Raw genomic sequence first — 25,879 nt, forward strand, 5'->3', positions numbered from 1 at the left:
CCGAAAGCGATCCCATCGTACTCGTCTAACTACACTTAACCCAACATGCCCTTGCCGTGGCCTACCGCCGACTGCATCGTTTTTACCACGACAAAGGCATCGCGCAGATGACTTCGCTCAAAGTCGGACAAATCCGACGGGAGCAGGTAATTGTCGGGATCTTTCGCAGCCTTGATCTGCCGAACCTGATGTTCAAGCCGGGTTTCGGCAATCAGATCGTAGGCGTCCAGTAGATCCCGCGCACCAGCGGGGCTCAGCACGCCGCCGGCCTCGGCGGCTTTCAGGCGTGCACGTGTGTTGGCTTCGGTGAATTGCCCCTGCAGACTGTAAATCCGGGCCAGATCCACCACAGGCACGACTCCGTTGTGTTTCAGATCCAGCGTGTTTCTATGCTCGCCCGAACGGATCGTCGCAAAGCCGCGGAGCAGGCCCAATGGCGGCGTGTGCTTGAGCGAGTTGGAAATCATGTGGGCGACAAAGATTGAATTTGCGCTGGCCGCGCCGAGCGTATCTGCCTGAAGATCCGAGAACAGCTCGAACGCGCCGCCGATGGGGCGCAGGTCGAACATAACCGAGGCCAGCATCTGTGCCTCGGGGTTGGGTTTGGCGATCCAGCCCTTGAAATAGTCGCGCCAGACGCGGACTGGCTGACACCAGCGCGGGTTGGTGGCCATCATGTCGCCGGGGCAATAGAAATACCCGCAGGTGTCCAGACCGTCCGAAACAAATTTGGCCAGATCAGCAAAATATGGCATCTGCGCGTCCGTCACCTGATCATCCAACATCAGGCAGTTGTCCTGATCTGAAACACCCGTCTGTTCCTGCCGCCCTTGCGACCCGCACGCCAGCCACAGATAGGGAACGGGTGGCGGCCCAAGTTTGCCTTCGGCCAATACCAGCAAGCGCCGGGTGGCAGTATCGGCAATGTCGGTGATCAGACGGGTCACGATCTCGTGCCGGTTCCCTCCGGCAACCAACTGCACCAGAAGTTGAGGGATTTCGGCCGTCACCAGCGCCATCTCCTCGGCGGATTGGGCGCGGGCGATCCGACGCACGAGTTCGGCGGAATTGACGGCCTGATAGTGGGTCAGGTCCGTTTGCGTGACGATGCCGACAAGACGTCCGCCTTCGGAAATGGGAATGTGGCCGATGCCGCGCTCCATCATCACATGCAGAACGTCCGAGCCGATATCCGAGGGCGAAAGTGTGACCGGATTTACCGTCATGATCGACGAAACCGGCGTTGCTGCGGGCATTCCGTCTGCCACGAACTTGCTTGCAATGTCCCTAAGCGTGGCAATGCCCAGAAGGGTCTCGCCTTCGGTTACGCAAAGCGACGAGATATGCCTTTCCCGCATCAACTGCGCTGCCTTTTGAACCGGGGTGGAAGGTGGGCAAGTCGCAGGATCGCGTGCCATCAAAACGTCAATGGCGGTGGTTGCCAGACTTTGCGGAGTGGAGCGGTTGCCCCGGGTTCGGTTGAAGAATCTCGAGACCACATCATGATCGTCGATCAGTTGGCGCACCAGGGCGGGCGGCAGCAGAATCAGAACAGACGGCGTGTCCGCGCGCGCATGCGTTGCTGCCTTGCCGTCTTTCAGCAGCCCCCGCTCGCCGAAGGAGTTGCGTAGACCAAGGTGGGATACGACCGCGCCGTTTTCATCCGTGATTTCGACCTGTCCTTCGTAGATTACGAAAACACCAGGCAGGTGGGCGCCCAATGCGTAAACCGGGCTATTTGCTTCGACCTCATGAACCTCGATCTGCCGGGCAACGGCGTCCAGCGTATCCGAGGGCAAGGCGTCATAGGGGTGAACGGATTTCAGAAACCGGGTGATCTCATCATGGGACAGGGGCATAGGGTCGTCCTTGGCTTCTGAATGAAAAGCCCCGCCCGGTGGAATGCCGGGCGGGTACAGTGGATCGAAAGATGTGGTCAGCCATGGAGGGTACCGACCACATCAGGCTCACTTGTTCTGAGCTGCGCCCGCACCACGGGGAATGCGCACGCTTTCGACCAATTCGACGATCTCCGGCGGAGTCTCTTTGGTCATACCGGCGACGACGTAGGCAACGCCGAAGTTGATCATTGCACCAATGGCACCGAACGATGTCGACTTGATCGGACCCAACAGCGGGTCAGCATCGGTGAACGAGTTGGTGTCCGGAATGAACAGCCAGCCCTTGTGCAGGAAGATGTAGACCAAGGTCACGGTCAGACCTGCCAGCATACCAGCAACTGCGCCAGTGTTGTTGATGCGGGTCGAGAAGATCCCCATCATCAGTGCCGGGAAGATCGAGGCCGCCGCCAGACCGAAGGCAAGTGCCACGGTTTGCGCTGCAAAGCCCGGTGGGTTCAGACCCAGATAGGTTGCAACGACGATGGCCACGGCCATGGCGATACGAGCCGCCAGTAGTTCTCCTTTTTCAGAGATCTGCGGGTTGATCGCACCTTTGACAAGGTCGTGGGACACCGCCGACGAGATCGCCAGCAACAGACCCGCAGCGGTCGACAGGGCAGCCGCAAGACCACCGGCCGCGACCAGACCGATCACCCAACCCGGCAGGTTGGCGATTTCGGGGTTGGCCAGAACCAGGATGTCGCGGTTGAACTTGGTCAGTTCGTTACCGACCCAGCCTTTTTCTTCCGCAATGGCCTGCATGTCGGCATTCGCGTCATTGTAGTACTGGATCTTGCCGTCGCCGTTCTTGTCTTCCCAGTCCAGCAGACCGGTTTTCTGCCATGTCTGCATCCAGTCGTAACGTGGATCGGTGTCGATGTCTTCAACCGAAACAGCGCCACCTTCGATGCCACCGTTGGGCCACATCATGTCGGTGATGTTCAGTCGCGCCATTGCGCCAACCGCAGGGGCAGTCAGGTACAGCAGAGCGATGAAGACCAGCGTCCAGCCAGCCGACCAGCGGGCGTCAGACACTTTCGGTACGGTGAAGAAGCGCATGATCACGTGCGGCAGACCGGCGGTACCGATCATCAGCGACAGTGTGAACAGTACCATGTTCAGCGTGTTCGAGTGGTGGGCGGTATATTCGTTGAAGCCCAACTCGGTCACGATCGCGTCCAGCTTGCTCAGCAGAGGCTCTCCGCCTGCGGTGTCGCCAAACAGACCCAGCGCCGGGATCGGAGTGCCGGTCAACTGCAGCGAGATAAAGATCGCCGGGATCGTGTAGGCGGTGATCAGCACGCAGTACTGAGCGACCTGAGTGTAGGTCACACCTTTCATCCCACCGAAAACCGCGTAGGCAAACACGACACAGGCACCGATCAGCAGACCGGAAGTGTTCGACACTTCAAGAAAGCGGCCGAAGGCCACGCCAACGCCGGTCATCTGGCCGATAACATAGGTCACCGAAGCCACGATCAGACAGATCACCGCAACGATACGGGCGGTCTGGCTGTAGAAGCGGTCGCCGATGAATTCCGATACGGTGAACTTGCCGAACTTGCGCAGGTAAGGTGCAAGCAGCAGTGCCAACAGCACGTAGCCACCGGTCCAACCCATCAGGAAGGTCGAGTTGTCATAGCCGGTAAAGGCAATCAGGCCCGCCATCGAGATGAACGAGGCCGCGGACATCCAGTCCGCCGCTGTCGCCATACCGTTGGTGACCGGGTGAACGCCGCGACCGGCGGCGTAGAATTCGGATGTGGAACCCGCACGGGCCCAGATCGCGATGCCGATGTACAGCGCGAACGACGCGCCGACAAACAGCAGGTTGATGGTAAACTGGTCCATGGGGGTTACTCCTCATCCACGCCGTATTCGGCGTCCAGCTTGTTCATGCGCCAGGCGTAGTTGAAGATCAGCACCAGAAAGACCAGAATTGATCCCTGCTGAGCGAACCAAAAGCCCAGGTCGGTGCCGCCAACAGCGATACCCGACAGCAGCGGACGCAGCAGAATGCCGAATCCGAAAGACACCAGCGCCCAGATCACGAGGCTGATGTAGATGAGGCGCAGGTTGGCCTGCCAATAGCCCTTATCGGCCTCGGCAGCCTGCGCGGAGTTTGTAGATTGATCCGCCATCGCGGGTTCCTCCTTCGCTTCGTCGTTGAGCGGCCCCTTGCCCAACTCCTCCAGTGCGTTGGGCCGCCTCTCGAATGCGCCGAACGCCGGGTGGCGTTTGGCAAAACTTCTCCGGTCCGCCAAGGCGGGTCCGTTGAAGTATTCTTTTGTTGGATCAGAGCCCCAAATTGGGCTTCACTTATCCCCTTAACTCATCACGTCGCCGACGATCTGTTCCAGATTACTGGCGATGTCTTCGATCCGGCCCATGGCGTTGGTCCGTTTCAAAACCTCATGACTTTCGTAGTAGTCGATCAGCGGAGCGGTCTGCGCATGGTAGGCTTCCAGCCGGGACGCAACGGTTACCGCATTATCATCGGCGCGGCGCTTGAACCCCGTGTGACCGCATTTGTCACACTTTCCTTCGACCGCCGGTTTCTTGAACTGATCGTGGTACCCCTCACCGCAGCCGGCACAGGTATAGCGGCCCGAGATGCGGGTGATCATCTCGGCATCCTCCACCTCAAGGCTGATCGCGGCGCTGACCTTCTGACCGTTTTCGGCCAACAGTCCATCCAACGCTTCGGCCTGAACCGTAGTCCGCGGGAATCCGTCCAGAATGACACCCTTGGCGCAATCCGGTTCCACCATCCGGTCGCGCAGGATGGCTATGACGATCTCGTCACTGACAAGATCGCCGGCTTCCATCACGGCCTTCGCGGCCTTGCCTGCCTCGGTTCCGGCAGCAACGGCGGCCCGAAGCAGATCGCCGGTGCTCAGTTGAACCAGCCCGAACTTTTCTTCAAGCATGCGGGCCTGTGTGCCTTTCCCGGCGCCCGGAGGGCCGAGAAGGATCAGAACGGCGGGTGTGGTGATCGTGGCAGCGTCCATCACATCCTCACTTGTTCGCGCGGTTTTCGATCAGGTCTTCGACGACCGACGGATCAGCCAGTGTCGAAGTATCACCCAAGCTGCCAAAGTCGTTTTCGGCAATCTTGCGCAGGATACGGCGCATGATCTTGCCCGAGCGTGTCTTGGGCAGGCCAGGCGCCCACTGGATCACATCCGGGCTGGCGATCGGGCCGATTTCGGTCCGGACCCAGGTCCGCAGTTCTTTCAGCAGTTCGTCGCTGGGCTCACGATCATTCATCAGGGTGACGTAGCAATAGATGCCTTGCCCCTTGATTTCATGGGGATAGCCAACGACAGCGGCTTCGGCGACGGCGGCATGCGCAACCAGAGCACTTTCCACCTCGGCCGTGCCCATACGGTGCCCGGATACGTTGATCACATCGTCAACGCGACCAGTGATCCAGTAATCGCCATCCTCATCACGGCGGCAGCCGTCACCGGTGAAGTAATAGCCCTTGTAGTCCGAGAAATAGGTCTTTTCGAACCGCTCATGATCGCCCCAGACGGTGCGCATCTGGCCCGGCCAGCTGTCCTTGATGCACAGAACGCCTTCGACCCCATTGCCCTCAATCTCAACACCGGATTGCGGGTCCAGAACCACCGGCACAATGCCGAAGAACGGTTTCATGGCCGAGCCGGGTTTCATCGCGTGTGCGCCGGGCAGGGGGGTCATCAAGTGGCCGCCGGTTTCGGTCTGCCACCAGGTATCAACGATGGGGCATTTCCCTTTGCCGACAACTTCGTTGTACCAGTTCCAGGCTTCGGGGTTGATGGGCTCGCCCACTGTGCCCAGAACGCGCAGGTCGCTCAGGTCGCATTTGTCGACGAATTCATTGCCTTGTCCCATCAGGGCACGGATTGCGGTCGGCGCGGTGTAGAACTGGTTCACCTTGTGCTTTTCGCAGACCTGCCAGAACCGCGAGGCGTCCGGAAATGTCGGCACACCCTCGAACATCAGCGTGGTCGCTCCGTTGGCCAGTGGGCCGTAAACAATATAGCTGTGGCCCGTGACCCAACCCACGTCTGCAGTGCACCAGTACACGTCACCATCGTGATAATCGAAAGTGATCTCATGGGTCATGGCTGCATAGACCAAATAGCCGCCGGTCGTATGCACCACGCCTTTGGGCTGACCGGTTGAGCCCGAGGTATAGAGAATGAACAGCGGGTCTTCTGCGCTCATCTCGGCGGGCGCGCAGTAGTCATCCGCTTCAAGCGCCATTTCGTTGTAGTCGTGGTCACGCCCATCCACCCATGTGGTTTGGCCACCGGTCCGCTTGACCACCAGACATTTCACGGTGTCCTTGCAGTGCAGCAAAGCCGCATCGGCATTCGATTTCAGTGGCGTCTTGCGGCCACCGCGCGGGGCTTCGTCGGCAGTGATCAGGACCTTGGCGTCGCAGCCATTGACCCGCGCTGCCAGGGCGTCCGGGGAAAAGCCTGCGAAAACAATCGAATGGATCGCTCCAATCCGCGCGCAGGCCAGCATGGCATAGGCGGCTTCGGGGATCATCGGCAGATAGATCACGACCCGGTCGCCCTTGCGCACACCCATTGATTCCAGAATGTTGGCCATCCGGCAGGTGCGGCGGTGCAATTCGGCATAGGTGATGTGCTGCGCTGCGTCGTTTGGATCATCCGGCTCCCAAATGATCGCGGTTTGATCGCCGCGTGTCGCCAGGTGACGGTCCAGACAGTTTGCCGAAACATTCAGCGTGCCATCGGCATACCAGTTGATCTTCACCGAGCCAAAGCTGTAGTCCACATCCTTGACCTGAGTATAAGGCTTGATCCAGTCGACGCGCTTGCCCTGTTCATCCCAGAAGGCAGCAGGATCACTGACAGAGGCTGCATACATTGCCGCGTATTTGTCAGCATCGATATGCGCACGGGACACGATTTCTGCGGATGGCGGATATGTTTTGGCATCTGCCTGGGCAGCGGTTGTCATACTGAGGCTCCTCCCTCTAGGACTGGATATTGATGAACCGATTTTGCCCGTCAAACAGGCAATGTCGACCCGTTTCCTCCCGATTGCGAATATACGGGGTTCTGAAAACAAATAAATAAATTGCCGTAGTTCCACGATTTGTTTGTAAACAAATTTCGCTATATGGTTAAAAAATGTAAAGAAACATGAAAAAGATAAAAAAAAGGTAAAAATAACAATGCCTACCGTGTAACTGTTTTCGAACTGCAGTTTTCCGGAAATTCCTGGATGCCTTTTGGATTCCCAATTCTTCTTTCGATTGTACCGGCAGGTCGCGCCCTGAAGGCGGCAACTCATCAGCGTCTGCGGGGTTGGCACATCCGGATGTTGGCGCTAGCTTTATGTCCAAGCGCTCTGACCAAGGGGCGCATCACAGGGAGAGATCACTATGAACAGGATGTTAAGCGCCGCCGCCGTCGCGGCCATTGGCGTGGCCTTTGCAGGCGAAGCCGTTGCGACCGAATGGAACGCCTCGGTCTGGGGCAAGCGCCGCGCATTTACAGAGCATGTTGAAAAGCTGTCCGAACTGGTTGCCGAAAAGACCGGCGGCGAGTTCACGATCAACGTCAGCTATGGCGGCTTGTCAAAACCCAGGGAAAACCTGGACGGGATCGAGATCGGCGCATTTGAAGTGGCGCAGTTCTGTGCGGGCTACCATAGGGACAAGAACAGGGCGATCACCGTTCTCGAACTTCCGTTTCTGGGCGTGAACAATCTGGACGAGGAAGTGGCGGTCAGCCACGCGGTTTATGACCACCCGGCCGTCAAAGAAGAAATGGCGCGGTGGAACGCCCGGATCATCATGACGTCGCCCATGCCGCAGTATAACCTTGTCGGCACGGGCGAGCCGCGCGACACTCTTGCCGCTTTTGATGGTATGCGCGTGCGCGCGACCGGTGGGTTGGGCAAAGCGTTTGAAGCCGTAGGGGGCGTGCCAACATCCGTGCCCGCCACAGAAGCGTTCAATGCGATGGAATCCGGGGTTGTCGATACTGTGGCATTTGCCCAGCACGCACACCTGTCCTTCGGCACCATCAACGAAGCCGACTGGTGGACGGCCAACCTGAACCCTGGCACCGTAAACTGCCCGGTCGTGGTGAACATCGACGCTTATGAGGCGCTTCCGGCAGAACATCGCGAAGCACTGGACAGTTCGATTGACGAGGCGATCGATCATTATCTGGCCAATTACGGGGCCCTGCTTGAAAAGTGGGACGGTGTTCTTGAGGAAAAAGGCGTTCAGAAAGTCATGATTGACGATGCCGTCCTGCAGGAGTTCCGCGCCAAGGCGGCAGATCCGATCCGCGAACAGTGGATTGCCGACATGACCGATCAGGGTCTGCCTGCGCAGGACCTGTACGATCTTGTTCAGTCGACACTGCAGCAGCAACGCGGCGGAAACTGATGTTATGAACCGGATGCCATCGGGCGTCCGGTTCTCTTCAACGACAAGGAAAAAGCAGGATGGCGGGACAGGCCACCGTGCTGGAGGATGGCAGCCGTCTCAGCCGTCTGGACCAGCATCTTCTTCGGGCAGAAAGACTGCTGGCCCTGATCAGCGGTCTGGCGGTTTTCTCGCTGATGGTTCTTGCCGTTGTATCGGTGAGCGGCCGGAATGCGCTTAACGCGCCATTGCCGGGCTATGTCGACTGGATTGAACAGGCGATGCCACTGATCGCATTCCTGGGCGTTTCCTACGTACAGCGAGATGGCGGGCATATTCGCATGGACATCGTCATCGCGCGTCTTCGCGGCCGGGCGCTTTGGTTCTTCGAGACGATTTCCGTCGTCTTGATCCTCGTCCTGATGATGGCCCTTGTCTGGGGCAGCTGGTCCCATTTCGAGCGGTCGTTCGATTTTGCCGCGCCGATGTGGAGCAGGGACAGTTCCATCGACATTGGTATCCCTCTGTGGCCGGCCAAACTGTTGGCTCCGGTGGCGTTCTCCGTTCTGTGCCTGCGTCTAGTTTTGCAGATCTGGGGATATGGGCGCGCGTTTGTTCTGGGGCTGGATCACCCGGTCGCTGTGCCTCTTATTCAGGACGCGGCCGCACAAGCCGCAGCCGAGGCCGATCAGTTCGAAGGGCAAGGCTGACTCATGGACACGATTGAAATCGGATTGTGGGTCACAGGCGGCCTGTTGTTTTTGGTGGTCACGGGAATGCGCGTCGCCTTTGCGGCGGGGCTGGCAGGGCTTGTTGGGCTGGTATGGATTTTCTGGGCCAAGTTCGGATATGACCCCAACCGCTTTGGCAAGGCGCTGACGGTGGCAGTGAAAACGGCCGGACAGGTGCCGCATTCCAAGGTGGCCTCGCACACGCTCAGCCTGATCCCGACATTCATACTCATCGGCTATCTGGCCTACTATGCCGGGCTGACCCGCGCCTTGTTCGAGGCGGCAAAGCGCTGGATTGCCTGGGTTCCGGGTGGCCTGGCGGTATCGACCGTATTCGCCACCGCAGGCTTTGCCGCCGTTTCGGGCGCGTCCGTCGCCACGTCTGCCGTTTTCGCCCGTGTTGCAATCCCCGAGATGCTGGAGGTCGGGTACAACAAGCGATTTGCAGCCGGCGTTGTCGCCGCCGGCGGGACATTGGCTTCCTTGATCCCTCCGTCCGCCATCCTTGTAATTTATGCAATCATCGTTGAACAGGACGTTGGCAAGCTTTTGCTGGCCGGGTTTATTCCCGGCGCGTTCTCGGCGGTCATCTATGGGGGCCTGATTGTCGGCATCGCCGTTGTGTTCAAATCAGTCGGCCCGCCGGTCACCGGCTTTACCTGGAAGCAACGTTTCGCATCGCTGCCTGGGGCAATGCCAATCGTCGCGGTGATCCTGATCATCATCTGTTTTGTCTACAACCCATTTGGCGAAAAAGCCTGGGGCACGCCGACTGAAGGCGGAGCAATCGGAGCCTTCATCGTTTTCTGCTTTGCCATCTATCACGGCATGCGCTGGGGTGAATTGAAGTCGGCGCTGCTGGAAACCGCCAAGCTGACGGCGATGATCTTTTCGATCATCTGGGGCGTTCTGATCTACGTCCGTTTTCTGGGTTTCGCCGATCTGCCCGGAGCGTTCTCCGACTGGATCACGTCGCTTGAAATGTCACCCATGCTGATCCTGATCTGCATCCTGTTGGCCTATGCCGTGCTTGGAATGTTTATGGACGCGATCGGCATGCTGTTGTTGACATTGCCTGTTGTATACCCTGCGGTAATGGCACTGAACGGCGGCGAAGCTGTCAGCGCTGCCGAGAGTGCTTTTGGAATGTCCGGCCCGATGTGTGCGATCTGGTTTGGAATTCTGGTGGTCAAAATGGCCGAGTTTTGCCTGATCACGCCGCCAATCGGGCTGAATTGCTTTGTTGTGGCTGGAGTGCGTCCTGATCTCAGTGTTCAGGATGTCTTCAAGGGCGTGACACCGTTCTTTGTGGCCGATGCCGTTACCATCGCCCTGCTTGTGGCCTTTCCGGGTATCGTACTCTATCTGCCGTCCCTGGCTGGTTGACCTGGGTTTTTGCGAGGCTCTGCCTCGCGCTCCGGGATATTTTTGGCCAGATGAAGTAACGGATCTTTAATCAAATTGTCGGATACGGGATTGGCGGTACAGGCAGGGATGCCGATGACCGCGCCAGGTGAAGCTCTCCGGACCAATGGTCGGAGAGCGGATCCCTTGTTCATCTGGCCAAAAATATCCCGGGGGAGTCGCCCGAAGGGCGGCGGGGGCAGCGCGCCCTTGACCATTGAAACCCCCAGCTGGTTTCAGGTTTCGGCGCGCATCAACATGCCATAGAGGTCACGTGGATCGTCGGGGTCCGCCAGCATGTCCAACGGCTCGAAGAAGTCTGTCTCTTCGATGGCGCGTTTGATGTAACGAAGGGCAGAAAAATCTTCGATCGCAAAACCGACACTGTCGAATAGTGTAATCGCCCGTTCATCCGTGCGCCCCTTGGCCTGGCCTGTCATCACCTGCCAGATTTCAGTCACGGGGTGGTCTGAGTCCAGGGCCTGAATTTCGCCTTCGATCCGCGTTTGCTCGGGGTATTCAACAAATATTTCCGAACGCAGCAGGATATCCTTGTGCAACTCGGTCTTGCCCGGGCAATCACCGCCGATTGCGTTTATGTGAACGCCGGGACCGACCATGTTGTCCGTCAGAATGGTGGCGTATTTCTTGTCAGCTGTACAAGTGGTGATGATCTGTGCGCCTTCGATGGCGTCTTCTGCCGTTTTGCAGGATACAACAGTCAGACCCTTGCCTTGCAGGTTTGCCGCGCATTTGGCCGTTGCATTCGTGTCGGTGTCATACAGCCGCACAGTGTCGATGCCGCACATTGCCTTAAACGCCAGGCACTGGAACTCGGATTGAGCGCCATTTCCGATCATGGCCATCGTCGTTGCGGATTTCGGTGCCAGATAGCTGCCGACCAAGGCAGAGGTTGCTGCCGTTCTCAGGGCCGTCAGCATGGTCATTTCAGTCAAGAGGGTGGGATAGCCCGTGTAGACATCCGCCAGCAACCCGAAGGCGGTCACGGTCTGCAGACCCTCGGACGTGTTTTTTGGATGCCCGTTCACATACTTGAAACCGTATGCCTCACCATCCGAAGTTGGCATCAATTCAATCACGCCATGGGGGGAATGGGCGGGGATTCGGGGCGTTTTGTCGAAGCTTTCCCATCGCTTGAAATCAGATTCGATCTGCGCGGCAATCTGCGTGATCATCTTTTCAAGGCCGATATGATGGACGAGGCGCATCATGTTGTCGACGGAAACAAAGGGCACAAGCGCCTTGTCAGAAGGTTGCATCGGGGTCTCCTATCGGCGGGACAGGTGAATGCCTGCGATCATGCAGCGCACGGATCCACCCGCTGTTTCAATTGTGGGAACCGAAAGCGGCAGTGGTTTTGCACTGGCTTCGATTATGGAAATCTGTTCGGGCGTCAGCGCTTCCAGCGCCCGGCTGGACAAAGCCAGGACCAGACCGTCTTGGCCAGCCAGCTCAATGGCGTTGCCCGCGAATTCCGCGATCTGATCGTGGGTAAGGTCGATGACTGCACGACCGGTTTCCTCCAGCCTGGCTTTGACTGTCGCGCGTCGCTCGGGGTCGGTGATCATGTCTAGGCAGATCAGCGCGTATTCGGTGCCGATACCCATCAGAACGTTGGTGTGATAGACATCGCGCCCTTGGGCATCTTTCGCTTCGAAAACAATAGGCTCATAGTTGAAGTGAGTGCAGAACCGTTCGAGCAGAACGGGGTCGGCGCGGTTTGATTTTACCGTGTAAGCAACCCGACCAATGTGATCCAGGACCATCGCGCCGGTGCCTTCCAGCGCCAGCTTGTCCTGTTCCAGTCCGGAATAGTCGATCACGTCCTGAACCCGGTATTCCTGTTTCAGCATCTCGATGACGTCGGAACGGCGTTCGCGCCGCCTTGAGGGAACGTACATCGGATAGATCGCGACATGCCCACCGGGATGGGTCGAAAACCAGTTGTTCGGGAACACACTGTCGGGTGTGTCCAGTTCTCCGTGATCGTCAAAGACGTGAACCCTGACACCTGCGGCCCGCAGTTGCGCGACTGCCTGATCATGTTCATCGCGCGCCGCAGATGAGGTTGCGGTCGCCGAACGGCTGGCAAGTGTCTGGAACGCATTGTCCCCGTGCGTTTCCGGGTTCGAGGCAAATGCATGCGGCCGGATCATCACGACGGCCGAAGGGGCTTGAAGCGACTGCATCAGAAACTCCGGGTTGGACGATCGAAGATGCGGCGACCGAGTAACGAGGCGGCCAGATCGACCATAAGTTTTGCGGTTCGGCCGCGTTCATCCAGAAACGGGTTCAACTCCACCAGATCCAGTGAGCGGACGAGGCCGCTTTCATGCAGTAGTTCCATCACCAGATGCGCTTCCCGTTCGGTCGCGCCGCCGGGAACGGTGGTGCCCACGGCAGGTGCGATGGCGGGGTCAAGAAAGTCGACGTCCAGCGAGACGTGCAGGATACCGTTTTCTGCGCGGACGCGGTCTAGAAAGGCCATCAGCGGTGCTTTGATGCCATTTTCGTCAATGCTGCGCATATCGGCCAGCATGGCGCGGTCCTGTTCCAGCGCGGCCCGTTCCGCCGGATCGACCGAGCGCAGGCCGATCATGCCGACACGGTTGGTGGGCACAGGTGCCGTGAGTGGCGGAAAAGCGTCAAACCCCTGGCGACCGGTGAAATAGGCGACCGGGGTGCCGTGCAAATTGCCGCTGCCGGTGCTGTCGGGCGTGTGAAAGTCGCTATGGGCATCCAGCCACAGAACAAAGAGGGGCTGTCCGATGCTGTGCGCGTGGGTTGCCATTCCTGCGACCGTACCCATCGAAAGCGCGTGATCACCCCCCATGAAGATGGGCAAACCTTGGCGGGCGCTTTCTTGCGCCGCACGGCCCAGCGCCTGGGTCCAACCGACACATTCGGGCAAGGCGAACAGGTGAGGATGCTCGGCGGTTGCGACGTCGTCCGGGCGGACATCACCGAGGTCCGACACGTTGTGGCCCAGATCCAACAGGGCCTTCTGCAAACCCGCGACGCGATAGGCATCAGGACCCATGCGGCATCCCTGCCGACGTTTTCCGGCGTCCATTGGGGCGCCGACAAGTATTATGTTTTCATTAGCCATGTGTTTGTCTAACCTTTCAACACGGCATCCCGGAAGATAGCAAAGTGCTCAAAAAGAAACCCCGATACACAAACTGGTAAGCGACGATGGACGATTTGGATAGCAAGCTGCTGAACGCATTGCACCGGGATGCGCGCGCCTCGCTGTCGGAACTGGCGCAGATTCTGGGCGTGACGCGAACAACCGTCCGCAGTCGACTGCATCGCCTGAAACAGTCCGGAGAGATCGTCGGCTTTACCGTTCTGACGCGGCGCGATGTTGCGCAAAGCCCGGTTCGGGGACTGATGATGCTGGAAATCGAAGGCCGGGGAACCGAGCGGACCATGGCAAGGATCGCCGCCATGCGACAGGTAAGAGCAGTTCATACGACCAATGGCAGCTGGGACCTGATTGCCGAGATCGGGGCCGAAACGCTGGCGGAACTGGACGAGGTTCTGTTTCAGATCCGGCGGATGGAAGGGATCACGCGGTCCGAAACCAACCTCTTGCTTTCAACGCGGAAGGGGCGCGTCTGACCGGGTGGCGAACTTGCTGCCTGTAGCGCTTTGAATGGTAAGGAAATTGTGCCAAACTCCGCCTGGGCGATCGGGCAGGCTTTAGCGGCTTTAGTTCCGAATACGCGATTGGTTTGAAGCAGGGAATGTCGTGATGACCGTACAGGAAACAAGTGACGATTCCCGGGTTTTGCGGATGGCCGAGAAGGCTGCGGCCATGCTGGAAAGACCCTGGGTTCGTATCGCGGTTCCGATCCTTATCACGATCATTGCGCTGACCGTCCTGCACGAGTTGTCTTCGCATGTGAAATGGTCCGACGTTCAGACCGATATTGCGGGTACGTCCTGGAAGCTCATGTTTTTCGCGCTGTGCTGGACCGCATTCAGTTTTCTGTCGCTGTCCTTTTACGATGTGTTTGCGGTCAAAAGCTTGGCGGAAGACAAGGTTCCGCTGCCGGTCGCCGGAATGGCCGGGGCCAGTGGCTATGCTGTGTCAAACTGTCTGGGGTTTTCCTACATCACGGGAACCGCGATCCGGTATCGGATCTATGCGTCGCTTGGGTTGGATCTGGCCCGTGTGGCCGGGGTTATCGCGACCTCGTGGGTGGCCTTCTGGATGGGCATGGTCCTGATCCTTGGCATCTTGCTGACGTTGCATCCGGACGGGATATCTCAGGTTCTTCCGATCAGTGAAACGACCGAAACCGTAATCGGCCTGTGCCTGCTGGCCGGGTTGGCGGCTCTGTTTGTCTGGCTTGCCAGCGGCGGGCGCCGTCTGGCGTATGGTGGGTTTGGCTTCAACCTGCCCGGAGGAAAGCTGGCCAGCCTTTTGACGCTGGCGGCAGTAGGGGATCTGTTTGGCGCATCAATGACTCTGTATGTTCTGATGCCAGACGATCTGGGCGTCGGGTTTCCGTATTTCTTTGCCATCTATGTGGCGGCAATTGCCGTCGGTATCCTCAGCCACGCACCCGGCGGGATCGGTGTGTTCGAGGCTACACTGATCGCGGGTCTCGGCGCCTCTGGCCGATCGGATGTGATCGCAGCCTTGTTGCTGTATCGCGTGGTTTACACGTTTTTGCCCTTCGTCATCGCCAGCCTGTCCATTGCAGTGGCCTATGCGCTGACACAGCGCGACAGGATTGGCGGAGCAGCCAGTTGGGTCTACCGCGCTTTTCGCCCGATTGTTCCAATGGTTGCAGCTGGCGTTTCAGCAGTGGCGGGCGTTGTATTACTGGTGTCCGGCGCGCTGCCGTCCAATTCCCAAAGCCTTGGCGCGTTACGCGAGGTATTGCCGCTTTCGTTCGTCGAAGCCTCGCATCTGGCGGGCAGTGTGGTTGGGGTTCTGCTGATCCTCGTATCACGCGGCTTGTTCCGTAAGCTCTATCGCGCCTGGGTCGTCGCGATGGTTCTGATGGTGGCCGGGTTCATCGCTTCGCTCACCCGCGGCCTGGATATCCATGAAGCGCTGAGTATGGTGGTGACCATTGCCGTTCTTGCCGTGTTTCGCAGCGCGTTTTACCGGGTCAGCGGCGCGTCGGTTTTCCGTCTGAATATTCCATGGCTGGTCAGTGTGCTGGCACTGATGGCGGTGATTTTTTGGATCGGTTTGTTCGCGTATTCGCACGTTGAATATCAAAACGCCCTGTGGTGGGAGTTCGCCTGGAACGGCGATGCCTCGCGTTTTCTCAGGTCCAGTCTGGTGGTCGCGGTTATCCTTGGGGTGGTGGCTGTCAATTCCCTGTTCGGGCGCGAAATCCCGGTTCCGGTGCGAACCGAAATACCGGAGGCGGTGGAACGGCTTGCGTTGCAAAGCGAAGACACCGAAGCCCAGATTTCATTGACTGGCGACAAGCAGTTCCTGATTTCGCCGGATGAAACCGCGTTTCTTGCCTATGCCGACACCGGAAACGCGTTGATCACCAAGGGCGAGCCTGTGGGCGATGAGACCGCGGGTCAACAACTGATCTGGCAATTGCGTGAACGGGCGGACCGCGAGGGCAAGCTGTGTGCTTTCTACAGTGTTTCGACCAAATACTTGCCAACCTTTCTGGATCTGGGCCTTTCGATCCTGAAAATTGGCGAGGTCGCGCGGGTTCCGCTGCAAGGGTTTTCGCTGGACGGCAAGTCACGTAAGCGGTTTCGTCAGGCCAAGAATAGGGCCATACGTGATGGCTATGTGTTCGAGATCATTCCGAAGGAAGACCTGAAACCGGTCTTGCCGGAATTGCGTGAAATCTCGGATCACTGGCTGGCCGGTAAGGCAGGCGAAGAGAAGGGCTTTGCCTTGGGAGGTTTCGACGACGATTACCTTTCGTATTTCGATCACGCCGTTCTGCGCAATGCCGAGACGGGCAGGATCGTGGCCTTCGCCAATCTGTTTCAGGGCGGGAACAAGTCTGAACTGTCGTTGGACCTGATGCGTTATGAGCCTGACAGCGCCAGTTTCGTCATGGATGCTTTGTTCGCCGAGATGATGGTGTGGGGGTCCGAGCAGGGGTTCCACTGGTTTTCGCTCGGGGCTGCGCCGTTTTCAGGGATCGAAAACCGGCAACTGGCTTCGCTCTGGAACCGGATCGGGGGGTTTGTTTACGAACACGGCGAGCAGTTCTATCACTTCGAAGGCCTGCGCGCGTTCAAACAGAAATTCGACCCCGAGTGGAGCCCGAACTATCTGGCAAGCCCCGGCGGGCTGGCGGCGCCACGCATCCTCTACGAGGTGAATATTCTGATCTCTGGCGGGTTGCGGGGGCTGACAAAATAGAACCTAGTTCAGGCTGACACCGGTCGGGGTCTTTTCCAGCAGATCACCCCAGTCGGTGCGGTATGCCATTTCGGCCAGAACGGTACCGGGCAAGAACTCCTGATTCTGCCGGATCTGCCATCCACCGCCCAAACCTTTGTAAACGGCGACCAGATTGCTGGACACTTGTTGACGTGCGCTGATCAGGTTGGCTTGCGACCGCAACAGGGCGGTTTGCGTGTTCAGAATCCGCGAATAACTGGCGATGCCATCACGGTATTGGCTGATCGCAATCTCGGCCGCCCGGCGTGAAGCCGTGACACTGTTCTGATAGAATTCGACTTGCTTGCGGGCCTGCGCATAGGCGACCATGGCGCTTTCAACTTCGGAATAGGCGGTCAGGACCGTGTTCTGATAGTTGGCGATCAGGGCCTGATACGCGGCGTCTTGCGCCCGCACGTTGTTCTTGATCCGACCATAGTTGAGTACGTTCCAGACGACACCCGCGCTGGCCAGCCCGGTGGTGCTGTTGGCGTTGAACAGGTCGCGCCCGCCCGATGCCTGCAGACCGATTGAACCCGAAAGGATGAACTGCGGATAAAGGTCGGCCATCGCAATCCCGACCTGCGCGGATTGCGTTGCCGCTGCCAGTTCAGCGGCCCGCACATCCGGGCGACGGCGCAACAATTCGGCAGGGACACCGACCGCGACATTGGACCGTGCCGAGGGGATGCGGCCAGAATTTCCAAGCAGGCTGGTCAAGTCCGATGGCGGCTGCCCAAGCAAGACGGCCAACGCATTCTTGGCTTGCTGCAAGTCGCTTTGCAGTTCAGGAACCAGCGCTTTTGTATTGTTCAGCAAGGCGGTGGATTCCTGTACATCCAACTCGGTCGTGACGCCGTTGTTGAACCGCAGCTGCGTCAGATCCGCAGATTCCTGCTGAAGTCGGATATTCTCCTGTGCAACGACCAGGGATTCCTGCAGGGCGCGGATATTGACGTAAAGGGCGGCAACGTCACCTGTCAGCGTCACAAGGGCATCGTCATAGTTGGCAACCTGCAACGCCAGATTGGACCGTGCAGCCTGAACGCCGCGCCGCTGCGCGCCCCAGACATCCAGTTCCCATTGCGCGTCGAACCCGACCTGCGAAGTCGAAAACTCCGTGTCCAGCGGGATGATGCGGTTGATATCGGACACTGGATTGAGGTTGTCGCTGATCTGCCGCCTTTCAAGCGAGGCACCGACTGCCTGCGATTGCGGATAAAGCTCTCCAAACGCGATGCCCAACTGCGCCCGCGCCTGCAGCACACGTGCCCCGGCCACCTGCAAGGTCAGGTTTTGCGCGTAGGCCTCGGCGATCAGTCTGTTCAGGGTGGGGTCGTTGAAAGTTTCCCACCATTTTACCACGGGCGCGCTGCGCGAGGTCAGTCCGCTTTGCCCCGTGTTGGGATTGTTCACTTCGATCCATTGTTTGACGACCGGAGAGTTCGGGCGCACAAAGTCCGGGCCAACCGGAGTGCAGGCTGCAAAGGTCACGACACAAAGCGCGCTGCCCATCAGTCTGCGGAAGGTTCTGGCCCGTATCATGATGCGCGTCCTCAAATATCCAGCGGTCGGATGAAGTTGGCGAAGGAATAAAGGCGGATGTTGATGCGCCTGAGAAACTCAAAACTCTTGCCCTGACCGGTATAAATCGCCACTGCCGCGTGACCGCCCGCAGGGAAGGTGTGCCCTTCAGGGATATCGACCGAAATCTGTACGGCGATCCGTCCGGGCAATTTGGGCAGTTCAAAGCCCGGCAGGCGGCCTGAAGGCAGGTATTGACCTTGCCGGGTTGCCCACCAGATCGCCTCGACCTTGCCGGTCAGGATTTCGCCGGGATACAGGTCAAGCGCCACCTCAACCGGCTGACCGGGTTCGACGAATTTCAGGTTCTGCTGACGGTAGGTGGCCAGGACATAGGGATTGTCTTTTGTTACAAAGCTTGCAATTGCACCCAGACGGATATCCCCGACAACCAGGCCGGGCCGGGCCTGCTGAGAAACAATCATGCCGTCTTCGGGCGCGTAGATCGTCGTGTTATCAAGGAAATACTTGGCTTCGTCCAACTGCGACTGGGCCTGCAGGATACCGGTATTAACGCCGTCAATCTGCGAGGCTTGCGCCAGCTTTGCTTTTTCAAGATTGGCTTCGGCTTCGTGCACCTGGGCCTGATCCTCAGTGACCTGCTCGTTCCATCGGTCAAGCTCATCCTGACGGGCGCCGCCCGCAGGAACAAGATTCTCGTATCGGGCCTGTTGGGTCTTCGCATAGGCCAACTGCGCATTTGCACGCTCAATTGCCTCGGACGCGGCTATGACATCCTGTTCAAGAATTTTCGCATTTTGTTCAGCGGCAACAAGCTGGGCTGTCGCGTTGTCCACCGCAAGCGAGAACACCGTGTCGTCAAAACGATAAAGCGGGTCGCCCTTTTTGACATCGGTGTTGGGTTCAACCAGAACCTCGGTCAACACCGTTGGTTGCGTCAAACGGGGAACGATCTGGATAGTTGACCTGACAACATGACTGTCGATCGAGAATGGCTGAAAAAACCGCAAGGCGACCAGAAAGATCAGCAGCAAATGTGCGCCGACCCAGAACGAGACGATGCCCCAGACGATATTGAATTTCAGCCATTGCGCCTTGAAGAAAATGAACCAGACGAAAATGATGTAAAACAGCGTGATGCCAAGGGCGACGAACATGTGTTTTGACTTCCTTTGGCCTTAGCTTTTCTGCGCGTCGTCTGTATCAAGCGCGTCGCGGTATTCCGGTTTTACGACGCCGCCCAACCGTTTGATTTCATTCCGGATAGCATTTTTTTCTTCATCTGGTCCGCGGCGAAAATCAACGGTTACACCGTCGTGGAAAGCCCAGATAAAGGCGTGAACCCAGGGCACGATGGCCAAAAAACCCATCCAGCCCATGATCTTGACGGCTTCGGCATGAGGGTGATTGCGCTTGATCGCGATGCGACCGGGCAAACCCATGATGAACAGGAACAAGCCCATGACCGCCGCAAGCAGCAATATCAGCGCGACAAATGTCAGGTAGTCATAAAATTCCAGCGGCTGACCCAGTAACCCCATGCTCGTGCCTCCATTTTGGGAAGGTACCCCATCCTCAGGCGTAGGTGCCCGGTACGTCAATCGAATTGTCTCTGCCCGGCGGGATCAGGCCCAAATCAAGTGACCCCAAAGGCTAGAACAACCGTAAATTGTCCCGATACTGGCAGGCGATTGGATATCTGGCAAGGAATGGGCAATGAAACCGGCAGAAATGTAGTCTGTACCGCAGGTTAAAGGCAGAGCTTCACCTGAGTCTCCCATTCCTCACATTTAGCTTTCAGATCATTTGGCAAAGCGTGGTCCGTGAAGAACATCCCGATATCGGCAAGCGACGCGATTCGCGCCGGGGCGGTGCGTTGAAACTTGGACTGATCCGCCACAAGAAACGTCTGCCGTGCCTGTGCGATGATCGTCTGGCTGACCTGAACCTCCTGAAAGTCGAAATCCAGAAGATCGCCATCGGCATCCAGTGCTGAACATCCGATGATAGCGTAATCGACCTTGAACTGCCGGATGGTCGAGGCCGTCAAATCTCCGATCAGGCCGCCGTCAGAGCGGCGCAGGACCCCACCCGCCACCACGACCCGGCATTCTGGGTTTTTAACCAGTATGTTGGCAACATTCATGTTGTTGGTAACGACCATCAGGTTCTTGTGGTCCAGCAGATGCCGGGCGACAGCTTCGGTCGAGGTTCCGATGTTCATGAATACCGATGCCCCGTCCGGAATGCTGTCTGCGCATATTTCGCCAATACGGGACTTGGCCTCTTCATTCAGGCCCCGGCGGTCTTCGTAACCGATATTTGAAACGCCCGAGTGCAAAACGGCGCCGCCGTGGACCCGGTCGAGTTTCCCCATGTCAGCCAGTTCCGCCAGATCCCTGCGAATGGTCTGCACCGTCACGCTGAACTGTTCCGCCAGCCCTTCGACAGTCACTCGCCCTTGTTGGCGAGCGATTTCCAGTATGTCGGACTGACGGAAGGAAAGAGACATGCAAACTCCTGTGTTCTAAGGTGTATTCGTTTTTGTTCTTTTTTTCGATTTTTTCAAGAGGAATGGATTGTTGGGTCAATTCGCGGCGCAAATTTCGCAAAAACGAAAGAAAACGAAAAATATAATTGACGAAGCGAAGGCGGTTACGGTTAATGCGCATAGTTTTTCCAGACAGAGAATCGACCAGCTATGGAAGCGCAGGAGAACCCGATCACCGACCTTTTCATCATCGGCGGGGGGATCAACGGATGTGGAATCGCCCGGGACGCCGCCGGGCGGGGTCTTTCGGTTAGCCTGGCTGAAATGAACGATCTGGCCTCGGCCACGTCGTCGGCATCGACAAAGCTGTTTCACGGTGGGTTGCGGTATCTCGAATACTTCGAGTTTCGCCTAGTCCGAGAGGCCTTGATCGAACGCGAAACCCTGCTGCGAGCCATGCCGCATATCAGTTGGCCAATGCGCTTTGTGCTGCCCTATCACAAGGACATGCGATTTGACGCGGAAACGCCGACTTCGCGGCTGCTCAGCACAGTGATGCCATGGATGCGGGGCAGGCGTCCGGCCTGGCTGATCCGGTTGGGTCTATTTCTCTATGACCATCTCGGCGGGCGCAAAATCCTGCCGGGCACATCGTCGCTGAACCTGCGATCGGTGCCGGAAGGCAGGCCTTTGCAGGGTAAATTCGAAACCGCCTACGAGTATTCCGACTGCTGGATCGAGGATTCTCGCCTAGTCGTCCTGAACGCCCGCGATGCGCAGGCACGCGGGGCCGAGATCATGGTTCGTACCGAAGTCATGTCTGCAGATCGCGTTGACGGGCTGTGGCGTGTAACGGTTCGAGACCGGGACAGCGGAACCCAAAGTGTCATTTGTGCAAAGATGCTGATCAATGCCGGCGGCCCCTGGGTCGGCGACATTATTCAGACCAGAATCCGCATGAACTCGCGCGATGGCGTGCGGTTGGTTCGCGGCAGTCATATCGTGACGCGCAGGCTATACGATCACGACAAATGCTATTTCTTTCAGGGCGAAGACGGCCGGATCATATTTGCAATTCCTTATGAGCAGGATTTCACCTTGATCGGAACCACCGATCAGGATCATCCCGATCCGTCCCAGCTGCCGGTCTGCACCGAGGACGAGCAGGACTATTTGTGTGCGTTCGCCTCGAAGTACTTTGATCAACCCGTATCGCGCGAGGATGTCGTATGGACCTATTCCGGCGTACGCCCGCTTTATGATGACGGGGCCAGCAGTGCTACGGCCGCGACGCGGGATTATACGCTCAAGGTCGATTCACAGGGCGGTGCGCCTGTTCTGAATGTCTTTGGCGGAAAAATCACGACTTATCGCCGGCTGGCCGAAAGCGCGATGGAAAAGGTTGCCGAACATTTCCCGGCTCTGTCCGGGCCGTGGACCGCTGGTGTCGCGTTGCCGGGGGGTGATTTTACGGTCGACGGGATAGAGGATCTGGTTCAGGGTTTGCGATCGGATTACGGTTTTCTGGACGAAAAATGGGCGCGCCGTCTGATCCGGGCCTATGGAACCGAAGCGCGGCTGATGCTGGGCGAGGCACAAAACGCAGAAGATATGGGGGAGGGGTTTGGAGCTTCGTTGACGGCTCGTGAACTGGCGTGGCTGATGGACCGGGAATTCGCGCGTAATGCCGAGGATGCAATTTGGCGGCGGAACAAATTGGGTCTGCGCCTGAGCAGTGAACAGATCGCGCGCATTCAGCAGTGGATGGATGAGCGGAAACGATCAGGCGTAGCCGTATCCGCCTGATGGACAGAAAAAAGCCCCGCGGAAAATGCGGGGCTTCTTTGTTCTGTTTTATGCAGTCTCTTTCGGTGGAGCCGGATCATTCCGGGTGCCCTTGACCCATTCCCGCAGGCTTTGCATCAGAGCGTAAAGGACAGGCACAAGAATGACGCCGACCAGCGTTGCCGCCAGCATTCCGCCAAATACAGCCACGCCGATGGCCTTCTGGCTGGCCGCGCCCGCGCCATTGGCTGCAAGCAATGGCACAACGCCTAGCAGGAACGAAAGTGCGGTCATCATCACGGCGCGGAAACGCTGGAATGCGGCCTCGGCCGCCGCGTCTCTGATCGACAGGCCATTGGCGCGTTGTTCCATCGCGAATTCGACAATCAGAATGCCGTTCTTCGAGGCAAGCCCCACAAGCATGATCATCCCGATCTGCGTGTAAAGATTGATGTCACTTCCCACGATGGCCACTGCAGCGACGGCTCCGAACAGGGCGACGATAACAGACAGCAGGATCGAGACAGGCAAAGTCCAGCTTTCATATTGTCCGACAAGGAACAGGTAGCCGAACAGGATCGCCAGTCCCAGGATCACTATAACCAGACTGCCCGACGCCAATTGTTGCTGCGCGGTCCCGGTCCATTCGAAGGCGTAACCGGGGGGCAGGGCGTTTGCCGATTCCTCGGTCATCACAGTGATCGCGTCGCCGCTGGACAGCCCCGGTGCGGGTACTGCTGTCACGGTCGCGGATCGGAACAGGTTGTGACGTTTCAGCAGGACCGGCCCCAGCACGTTCTCGACGTCGATCAAAGTGCCAAGAGGCACCATCTCACCCTTGGTGGACCGCACATACAGGTTGGAGATGTCTTCGACATTGTCGCGATAGGTGCCGTCCGCCTGGATCATCACGCGATAGACCCGGCCAAACAGGTTGAAGTCGTTGACATAGTACGACCCCAACTGCGCCTGCATGGTCTGAAAGATCTCGGCCACGGACACTTGCAGTGTCTTGGCCTTCTCGCGGTCCAGATCGACAAACAGCTGCGGGACATTCGCGCGGAAAGTGGTATAGGCCTGACCGATTTCCGGGCGCTGATTGGCTGCGTACACGAACGATCCTACCGCCGAGGCCAGATCCTGGGGCGTACCCCCACCGGTCTGCTGAACCTCCATCTCGACACCGGCGGACATGCCAAGACCCTGAATGGGCGGTGGGTTGAACGCCACGATCGATGCAGCGGATTCGCCGTTTGCGATTGCCAGAACTTTGGCAAGGATGGCATTTGCGCTCAGGTCGTCCTCTTGCCGATCGTCCCAATTGTCGAGATTTACGAAGATCGCAGCACCGTTGGTGATTGTTCCGTTCAGCAGAGAAAACCCGTTGACCAGAACCGTGCTTGCGACACCGGGGATTTCCTGAATCTGCGCATCCACACGGCGCGTGACGGCTTCGGTCCGTTCCAATGTGGCGGCGTCCGGCAATTGAACGTCGACAAACAGATAGCCGTTGTCCTCAAGCGGGATAAAGCCGCTGGACGTGTTCGACATGATCGTGCCGGTACCCATGGCAAGGGCAACGATGACACCCAGCGCGATGACCGGCAGGATCAGAAGTTTGCGCACAATGGCGACATACCCGCCGCGTACCGTGCCAATGAATTTCTCAAACACGGCAAGCAGGCCTTTGGGCGGGCCAGAGCGTTCTTTCAGCACAAGGCCGCACAAAGCGGGCGAAAGCGTCAGCGCGTTGATCGACGAAATCACCACCGCGGTCGAGATTGTGACGGCAAACTGTGAATACAATCGTCCCGAGATACCGGGCATGAAAGTCACGGGCACAAAGACGGCCAGCAGAACCAGAGTGGTCGCGATGACCGGTCCGGTGATCTGACCCATCGCCTTGCGGGTTGCCTCGGCCGGGGGCAGGCCCTCGTCCGCGATGATCCGTTCGACGTTTTCAACGACAACGATGGCGTCGTCCACAACGATCCCGATGGCCAACACCAATGCAAACAGAGAGATCGTGTTCAGCGACATCCCAAAAAGCAGCAGAAAGGCGAACGTCCCGATCAGTGACACGGGAATCGCCACAGCCGGGATAATCGTTGCGCGCCAACTGCCAAGAAAAACGAACACAACCGAGATCACCAGAATGAAGGTCAGGATCAGGGTCGAGACCACATCGTTCAGCGACTGCTGGACAAAATCGGTGGTGTTGAACGGCACCTGATATTCGACATCTGTCGGGAAGGCGCGAGACAAACGTTCGAGTTCCGCCTGCACACGCTCGGACACGGCCAGCGCGTTTGCTCCGGGTGCCTGATAAATGCCAAGCACGGTGGCCGGTACAGATTGGAAATACCCCGAAGCCGAGTAGAACTGGGCGCCAAGTTCAACTCGCGCGATATCCCGGACCCGAACGATCGAGCCCGCATCACCGGTCCGAATGACAATTTCACCGAATTCGGCAGCCGATGTCAGGCGTCCCTTGGTCTTGATCGTGTACTGGAATGTTTGTCCTTCCGGCACGGGCGGCGACCCGATTGAACCTGCCGAAACTTCGATATTCTGTTCGCGGATGGCGTTGATCACATCGCCGGGCGTAATGGACAGCGCGGCCATCTTGTCGGGATCCATCCAGATCCGCATGGCGTATTCCAGATTGGTCAGAACATCCGCCTTACCTACACCCTGCACACGCGCCAGCGCGTCCTTCAGGTTAATTGAGGCATAGTTCGACAGGAAGACGCTGTCATAAGTGCCATTGGGCGATGTCAGCGTTACAAGCAGCAACATGTTTGTCGATGCTTTCTGTGTAACCACGCCGGATGCAGTCACTTCGGTCGGCAATGACGACATGGCCTGCGCCACGCGGTTTTGCACGTTGACCGAAGCGATGTCAGGGTCGGTGCCCACTTCAAACGTAATGTTCAGCGAATACGATCCGTTATCGGATGAGGTTGACGTCATGTAGATCATGTCGTCCACACCGTTGACCTGCGCCTCGATCGGGGCGGCCACGGTGTTTTCCACGGTTTCAGCGTTCGCGCCTGTATAGGTCGTCGTGACGCTGACGACAGGTGGCGTGATGTCAGGGAACTGGGCGACCGGCAGGACAAGGTAGCCGATGCCGCCCATGATCGTCAGAACAAGCGAGATGACAAGCGCCAGCTTGGGCCGGCTGATGAACAGGGCTGAGAACAT

At 58.0% G+C, this 25,879-nt stretch carries 19 protein-coding genes; 6 read left to right on the forward strand and 13 right to left on the reverse strand.

Annotation, left to right across the window (positions count from 1 at the left end; genetic code table 11):
• Positions 1–35: 35 nt before the first annotated feature.
• The 5 genes from ACR0CG_RS15320 to acs form a co-directional block, all read right to left on the reverse strand.
• Positions 36–1,859 (reverse strand): DUF294 nucleotidyltransferase-like domain-containing protein, encoded by a 1,824-nt coding sequence (locus ACR0CG_RS15320; RefSeq protein WP_480526009.1) that lies wholly within the window; start codon positions 1,857–1,859, stop codon positions 36–38.
• 108 nt (positions 1,860–1,967) lie between these two features.
• The gene (locus ACR0CG_RS15325) at positions 1,968–3,752 is read right to left on the reverse strand and encodes a sodium:solute symporter family protein (protein WP_170616216.1); all 1,785 of its coding nucleotides are present in this window, start codon (positions 3,750–3,752) and stop codon (positions 1,968–1,970) included.
• Between the two features lie 5 nt (positions 3,753–3,757).
• Positions 3,758–4,042, reverse strand: coding sequence for a DUF4212 domain-containing protein (locus ACR0CG_RS15330; protein WP_170348424.1), 285 nt, complete (start codon positions 4,040–4,042; stop codon positions 3,758–3,760).
• A gap of 186 nt (positions 4,043–4,228) precedes the next feature.
• A complete protein-coding gene (locus ACR0CG_RS15335; protein ID WP_480526011.1) occupies positions 4,229–4,912 on the reverse strand; it encodes an adenylate kinase in 684 nt (227 codons plus the stop codon).
• A gap of 7 nt (positions 4,913–4,919) precedes the next feature.
• Positions 4,920–6,884, reverse strand: coding sequence for an acetate--CoA ligase (acs, locus tag ACR0CG_RS15340; RefSeq protein WP_480526013.1), 1,965 nt, complete (start codon positions 6,882–6,884; stop codon positions 4,920–4,922).
• 427 nt (positions 6,885–7,311) lie between these two features.
• Between acs and ACR0CG_RS15345 the strand changes: the two genes are divergently transcribed.
• The 3 genes from ACR0CG_RS15345 to ACR0CG_RS15355 are packed head-to-tail and all read left to right on the forward strand — an operon-like array spanning position 7,312 to position 10,424.
• A complete protein-coding gene (locus tag ACR0CG_RS15345; RefSeq protein ID WP_480526015.1) occupies positions 7,312–8,328 on the forward strand; it encodes a C4-dicarboxylate TRAP transporter substrate-binding protein in 1,017 nt (338 codons plus the stop codon).
• 59 nt (positions 8,329–8,387) lie between these two features.
• Positions 8,388–9,017, forward strand: coding sequence for a TRAP transporter small permease (locus tag ACR0CG_RS15350; RefSeq protein ID WP_170616227.1), 630 nt, complete (start codon positions 8,388–8,390; stop codon positions 9,015–9,017).
• Positions 9,018–9,020: 3 nt separating this feature from the next.
• Positions 9,021–10,424: a TRAP transporter large permease gene (locus tag ACR0CG_RS15355; RefSeq protein ID WP_480526017.1), complete on the forward strand. Its 1,404-nt coding sequence runs from the start codon at positions 9,021–9,023 to the stop codon at positions 10,422–10,424.
• A 254-nt stretch (positions 10,425–10,678) separates the two neighbouring features.
• Here the strand turns inward: ACR0CG_RS15355 and ACR0CG_RS15360 are convergent, their stop codons facing one another.
• From ACR0CG_RS15360 to rocF, 3 genes are read right to left on the reverse strand one after another with little or no spacing between them, the layout of a single operon-like run.
• The gene (locus tag ACR0CG_RS15360; protein WP_480526019.1) at positions 10,679–11,722 is read right to left on the reverse strand and encodes an ornithine cyclodeaminase; all 1,044 of its coding nucleotides are present in this window, start codon (positions 11,720–11,722) and stop codon (positions 10,679–10,681) included.
• 9 nt (positions 11,723–11,731) lie between these two features.
• A complete protein-coding gene (ctlX, locus tag ACR0CG_RS15365; protein WP_170806199.1) occupies positions 11,732–12,652 on the reverse strand; it encodes a citrulline utilization hydrolase CtlX in 921 nt (306 codons plus the stop codon).
• Positions 12,652–13,572, reverse strand: coding sequence for an arginase (gene rocF, locus ACR0CG_RS15370; protein ID WP_480526021.1), 921 nt, complete (start codon positions 13,570–13,572; stop codon positions 12,652–12,654). The genes ctlX and rocF overlap by 1 nt, the downstream gene beginning before the upstream one ends.
• Positions 13,573–13,658: 86 nt before the next feature.
• On the opposite strand from rocF, the gene ACR0CG_RS15375 reads away from it, so the two are divergent.
• Positions 13,659–14,087 carry an Lrp/AsnC family transcriptional regulator gene (locus tag ACR0CG_RS15375; RefSeq protein WP_170676737.1) on the forward strand — a complete coding sequence of 143 codons (429 nt, stop codon included), beginning with the start codon at positions 13,659–13,661 and terminating at the stop codon, positions 14,085–14,087.
• A 133-nt stretch (positions 14,088–14,220) separates the two neighbouring features.
• Positions 14,221–16,830, forward strand: coding sequence for a bifunctional lysylphosphatidylglycerol flippase/synthetase MprF (mprF, locus tag ACR0CG_RS15380; protein ID WP_480526023.1), 2,610 nt, complete (start codon positions 14,221–14,223; stop codon positions 16,828–16,830).
• 3 nt (positions 16,831–16,833) lie between these two features.
• On the opposite strand, the gene ACR0CG_RS15385 is transcribed toward mprF, so the two are convergent.
• From ACR0CG_RS15385 to ACR0CG_RS15400, 4 genes are all read right to left on the reverse strand, one after another.
• A complete protein-coding gene (locus tag ACR0CG_RS15385) occupies positions 16,834–18,396 on the reverse strand; it encodes an efflux transporter outer membrane subunit (RefSeq protein WP_480526025.1) in 1,563 nt (520 codons plus the stop codon).
• 11 nt (positions 18,397–18,407) lie between these two features.
• Positions 18,408–19,553, reverse strand: a complete 1,146-nt coding sequence (locus tag ACR0CG_RS15390) for an HlyD family secretion protein (protein ID WP_480526027.1) — start codon at positions 19,551–19,553, stop codon at positions 18,408–18,410.
• Positions 19,554–19,574: 21 nt separating this feature from the next.
• On the reverse strand, positions 19,575–19,937 hold the full coding sequence (locus ACR0CG_RS15395; protein ID WP_480526029.1) for a DUF3302 domain-containing protein: 363 nt from the start codon (positions 19,935–19,937) through the stop codon (positions 19,575–19,577).
• Between the two features lie 209 nt (positions 19,938–20,146).
• The gene (locus tag ACR0CG_RS15400; protein WP_480526031.1) at positions 20,147–20,908 is read right to left on the reverse strand and encodes a DeoR/GlpR family DNA-binding transcription regulator; all 762 of its coding nucleotides are present in this window, start codon (positions 20,906–20,908) and stop codon (positions 20,147–20,149) included.
• Positions 20,909–21,097: 189 nt separating this feature from the next.
• Here ACR0CG_RS15400 and glpD point away from each other — a divergent pair, with 189 nt between their 5' ends.
• Entirely contained in the window at positions 21,098–22,693 is a 1,596-nt protein-coding gene (gene glpD / locus ACR0CG_RS15405) for a glycerol-3-phosphate dehydrogenase (RefSeq protein WP_480526032.1), read from the forward strand.
• A 48-nt stretch (positions 22,694–22,741) separates the two neighbouring features.
• On the opposite strand, the gene ACR0CG_RS15410 is transcribed toward glpD, so the two are convergent.
• On the reverse strand, positions 22,742–25,879 hold the full coding sequence (locus ACR0CG_RS15410; protein ID WP_170616252.1) for an efflux RND transporter permease subunit: 3,138 nt from the start codon (positions 25,877–25,879) through the stop codon (positions 22,742–22,744).

This window comes from Ruegeria sp. AB8, assembly GCF_056542605.1.

What these genes read in the sequence shown, in the direction of transcription:
- ACR0CG_RS15320 (WP_480526009.1), bottom strand. Translation starts at nt 1,859, where the DNA reads ATGCCCCTGTCCCATGATGAGATCACCCGGTTTCTGAAATCCGTTCAC.
- ACR0CG_RS15325 (WP_170616216.1), bottom strand. Translation starts at nt 3,752, where the DNA reads ATGGACCAGTTTACCATCAACCTGCTGTTTGTCGGCGCGTCGTTCGCG.
- ACR0CG_RS15330 (WP_170348424.1), bottom strand. Translation starts at nt 4,042, where the DNA reads ATGGCGGATCAATCTACAAACTCCGCGCAGGCTGCCGAGGCCGATAAG.
- ACR0CG_RS15335 (WP_480526011.1), bottom strand. Translation starts at nt 4,912, where the DNA reads ATGGACGCTGCCACGATCACCACACCCGCCGTTCTGATCCTTCTCGGC.
- acs (WP_480526013.1), bottom strand. Translation starts at nt 6,884, where the DNA reads ATGACAACCGCTGCCCAGGCAGATGCCAAAACATATCCGCCATCCGCA.
- ACR0CG_RS15345 (WP_480526015.1), top strand. Translation starts at nt 7,312, where the DNA reads ATGAACAGGATGTTAAGCGCCGCCGCCGTCGCGGCCATTGGCGTGGCC.
- ACR0CG_RS15350 (WP_170616227.1), top strand. Translation starts at nt 8,388, where the DNA reads ATGGCGGGACAGGCCACCGTGCTGGAGGATGGCAGCCGTCTCAGCCGT.
- ACR0CG_RS15355 (WP_480526017.1), top strand. Translation starts at nt 9,021, where the DNA reads ATGGACACGATTGAAATCGGATTGTGGGTCACAGGCGGCCTGTTGTTT.
- ACR0CG_RS15360 (WP_480526019.1), bottom strand. Translation starts at nt 11,722, where the DNA reads ATGCAACCTTCTGACAAGGCGCTTGTGCCCTTTGTTTCCGTCGACAAC.
- ctlX (WP_170806199.1), bottom strand. Translation starts at nt 12,652, where the DNA reads ATGCAGTCGCTTCAAGCCCCTTCGGCCGTCGTGATGATCCGGCCGCAT.
- rocF (WP_480526021.1), bottom strand. Translation starts at nt 13,572, where the DNA reads ATGGCTAATGAAAACATAATACTTGTCGGCGCCCCAATGGACGCCGGA.
- ACR0CG_RS15375 (WP_170676737.1), top strand. Translation starts at nt 13,659, where the DNA reads ATGGACGATTTGGATAGCAAGCTGCTGAACGCATTGCACCGGGATGCG.
- mprF (WP_480526023.1), top strand. Translation starts at nt 14,221, where the DNA reads ATGACCGTACAGGAAACAAGTGACGATTCCCGGGTTTTGCGGATGGCC.
- ACR0CG_RS15385 (WP_480526025.1), bottom strand. Translation starts at nt 18,396, where the DNA reads ATGATACGGGCCAGAACCTTCCGCAGACTGATGGGCAGCGCGCTTTGT.
- ACR0CG_RS15390 (WP_480526027.1), bottom strand. Translation starts at nt 19,553, where the DNA reads ATGTTCGTCGCCCTTGGCATCACGCTGTTTTACATCATTTTCGTCTGG.
- ACR0CG_RS15395 (WP_480526029.1), bottom strand. Translation starts at nt 19,937, where the DNA reads ATGGGGTTACTGGGTCAGCCGCTGGAATTTTATGACTACCTGACATTT.
- ACR0CG_RS15400 (WP_480526031.1), bottom strand. Translation starts at nt 20,908, where the DNA reads ATGTCTCTTTCCTTCCGTCAGTCCGACATACTGGAAATCGCTCGCCAA.
- glpD (WP_480526032.1), top strand. Translation starts at nt 21,098, where the DNA reads ATGGAAGCGCAGGAGAACCCGATCACCGACCTTTTCATCATCGGCGGG.
- ACR0CG_RS15410 (WP_170616252.1), bottom strand. Translation starts at nt 25,879, where the DNA reads ATGTTCTCAGCCCTGTTCATCAGCCGGCCCAAGCTGGCGCTTGTCATC.